This is a genomic window from Desulfosarcina sp., from assembly GCF_041551955.1.
Taxonomy (GTDB): Bacteria; Desulfobacterota; Desulfobacteria; order Desulfobacterales; family Desulfosarcinaceae; genus Desulfosarcina.
The window spans coordinates 1-3,344 of record NZ_JBFELV010000513.1 but is presented as its reverse complement, the minus strand read 5'-3'; the positions used below and the strand labels follow the sequence as shown (position 1 = coordinate 3,344).

General features: G+C 57.4%; 3 protein-coding genes. All 3 read left to right on the top strand.

The window, feature by feature from the left end:
* Positions 1-976: AsmA-like C-terminal domain-containing protein (locus tag ABYV26_RS23360; protein WP_372683759.1), on the top strand; the 976-nt coding region annotated here is incomplete at its 5' end.
* Between the two features lie 19 nt (positions 977-995).
* On the top strand, positions 996-2,396 hold the full coding sequence (locus ABYV26_RS23355; RefSeq protein WP_372683758.1) for a S8 family serine peptidase: 1,401 nt from the start codon (positions 996-998) through the stop codon (positions 2,394-2,396).
* 598 nt (positions 2,397-2,994) lie between these two features.
* Positions 2,995-3,344, top strand: a 350-nt coding sequence (locus tag ABYV26_RS23350; RefSeq protein WP_372683757.1) for a DUF3750 domain-containing protein, incomplete at its 3' end; no start/stop codon positions are given.

Here is a 3,344-nt window from a genome sequence, read left to right as displayed (position 1 = left end):
GCTGGACGAGGAACTGATCCGGACCCTCCGCCCCATCGACAAAGACAAAGCGGACACCATAAAGCAGAAACCGGCCGCATCGACAATGACGCCGCGGGGAGCGGTTCACGTCAAGGCGAACGACTTTTCCTACGGCGGGTTTACCTGGTCACAGGTGCTGGCCGACGTCCAGATTGACGGGAGTGCGGTGGACATTCATGTGCATCGGGCGAACCTGTGCGGCATCTCCACCATCGGGCAGCTGGGCATCTCACCCGGGGGTGTGAGCCTTCACGTCAACCCCACGGCCACAAGTGCTTCTCTTCAGGAGACGGCCAACTGCTTCGTTCAAAAGCCGATAAAAGCGCAGGCACAATTCGACCTTGCCGGCGAGATCAACTTGCCGCCCATCAGGGAAAATCCAGCCCGATCCATGTCCGGACATTTGGAATTCACCTCGGACAATGGAAGGATAGACCATTCCAGCGTGCTGATGAAAATCTTTTCCGTTCTCAATATCACCGAAGTATTCACCGGTGGACAATCCGATCTCACGGAAAAAGGGTACGGCTACACCAAGGCATACGCCAAAGCCGAAATCAAAGGGGGAAAGCTGCTGTTCAGCGAGATCCTGCTGGATGGAAACTCCTTGAAGATTACCGGCTTGGGCTTTATCGCCCTCGATACCCGGCAAGCGGATATCACACTGCTGGCAGCCCCGCTGAAGACCATAGACCGGATCGTCAACAAAATACCCATCGTCAACTACATCGCCGGCGGCTCCCTGATATCGATACCGTTGCGGATTTCGGGACCGTTAGCCGACATCAAAGTCACACCGATGTCGCCATCGGCGGTCGGTGAAGGACTGTTTAACATCATGGCAAGAGCCTTGAAAGCCCCCTTTAAGCTGGTCCAGAGCGCATCCGAATTCGCTGTGCAGGAATCATCCGGAGCGACCCCACGGGCGGCCGAGTCTCCCGCGGACGGCCCATAAAAAAACGAGGACAAAATAGATGAAAACGAGCATGCGCATTGGCAATTTTCTCCTGCTTTGCCTGGTGCTGAGCCCGATTCTCGTTCAGGCGGCGGACCCCGAGGTGCGCATCGACGAGAATCGGCTGACCCTGAATGCCCGGGAGAATGACCTTTCGGAGATTCTGGGCCTGCTGTCCGACCAGGGCATCCGCATCCGCATCGATCCACGCATCAATCCGAAAATCACCGCGGCCTTCAAGGACCGGCCCATCGGCGCCGCCATGACCAGCATTTTGAAATCCGTCGACTATGCACTCATCTGGAGAAAGGAGAAGGCCTCCGCCGCCGGCGAACCCCGACTCTGGGAAATTCGTATCTTTTATAAGGGTCAGGAAGCGCGGGCCCGGCCGCTGAAGAAAGGGATGAACCTGAATGTCGTCGACAATGGCGACGGCACCTATCACGTGAAGGACATCCTGCTGCTGCGACTGGCCCCAACTTTCACGGAAGCCGCCCTTGCGGCGCTGCTGGATCAGCTGGGCGCCAGCATCGTCGACGCTTACGCCCCGTTGGGCATCGTCAGGCTGCGCCTGCCCCATGGCAGTGACGTGCCGGCGATCACCGAAACCATCGCCAACACCCCGGGGGTTCAAACCGCCGAACCGGACCATGCCTATCCCCTTGAAGGCGGCCGTCCGGCAACGGGCGAGACCCGGTCATCCCCTCCCCCACCCTCGCCGCCTCCGTCATCGGGCGCAGCCGTGGTGGCGGTAATGGACAGCGGCCTGCGTTCCGATTACGAAAACAGCCCCTTCGTTCAGGCGGCATACGATGCCGTCTCACCGGGCGCCGAGGTCGGCGACGAATTGGGCCACGGCACCCAGATGGCCCTAATTGCCGCGGGAGCGGTCAACCCGTTGGGGGCCGGTCCAAACAGCCCCGCCGGCAGCCCAGTGATCGCCATCCGTGCCTTTGACGACAACGGGTTTACCTCCACCTACACGCTGATGCGCGGCATCGACTACGCCATCGAAAACGGCACCCGGGTCCTGAGCCTGAGCTGGGGTTCGGAAACGCCCAGTACACTGCTGGCGTCTGCCATCCGCTATGCCGACGCCAAGGGGTTGATTCTGGTGGCGGCCGCCGGCAACGCCCCAACAGGCAACCCGGTCTATCCGGCGGCCTATGACAATGTGATCGGCGTTGGCGCCTTGACCCCGGACGGTGATGCATGGGACCAGTCCAACTTCGGCGATTTCGTGGCCGTGTCCGCCCCAGGCCTGGCCGACCTGCCGGTGGGATACAAGGGCAATCCGGGCACCTATGCCGGCACGTCCATCGCCACCGCCTACACCGCCCGACGCGTGGCGTCCATCTTGAACCAGAATCCCGATGCCGATCGGGCGACCATTTTGCGAATCCTCGTTGAAGGGAGATAACGCTTGGCTGCAGGAAATCCTTGAGCTACTTCTCCGGGATCGTTATCGGGTTTTATCGGGTCATGATCGCCTGCGCATACCTTTCCAGGGCCCTGCTGACAGTCATTCCGTTTGCAGAACGTTATCTTAGATGGTGTGGATCAGTCGACCAGCAAATAAGAATAGAATCAGTATGGCCTTTAAAACGTGAAACCAATGATTATAAGTAATACATTGTGGTACTTGCAAACAAACCTGCCCGAAACAGGGTCTGGAGGACACTGCAATGGTTAAACCACGCCGACGCAAGCAACCTAAAGGCTCTTTATTGGGAAAATGAATCAAGGCCTGCCCACACCTCAAAAGTGGCCGGGGCGGCATTTTGTACCCGTCGGTAATCAATTAAAGGCAAGGCATATGCTTTGCCTTTAATTGGGGAGGGGTAAGTGCAATGAATGGGATTCATCTCGAATTACAGATTTAACTTAGGCAGAAAACGCCACCCTTATCCTGAATTCATCAAGGATGAGGGTGGTGCCGCAACGATTTTAATGGGTTGGGTGATTTCGTGAAGCACGTTTTGGTGAAAAACTTGATATTAACGTCAGCGGTAGTCCTGATGGGATTGATTTTGTTGAACATTTATACGGTTCAAGATTGGCGCTCCGCCAGTCGCGAATCTGCGAAAATCGCGCCCGACCCCTCAACCACGAATGAGGCGATTCTTCACGTCTACGGTGCCAATGCCTGGGGTTGGCGTGGCTGGTTTGCCATCCACACCTGGATTGCTGCCAAACGGACCGGTGAAAACGCTTACACGGTATACGATGTGGTCGGTTGGCGCGGCTACCACGGCCAGCCAGTCCTGAGGATTGCCCAGGATGTCCCCGACCGTTATTGGTATGGCAAAAAACCTCGGATTCTCAAAGCGCACGAAGGACCAGGGGTAGATGAACTGATTCTTGCCGT

Coding starts and splice junctions, on each gene's coding strand:
- ABYV26_RS23355 (WP_372683758.1), top strand. CDS start 996: ATGAAAACGAGCATGCGCATTGGCAATTTTCTCCTGCTTTGCCTGGTG.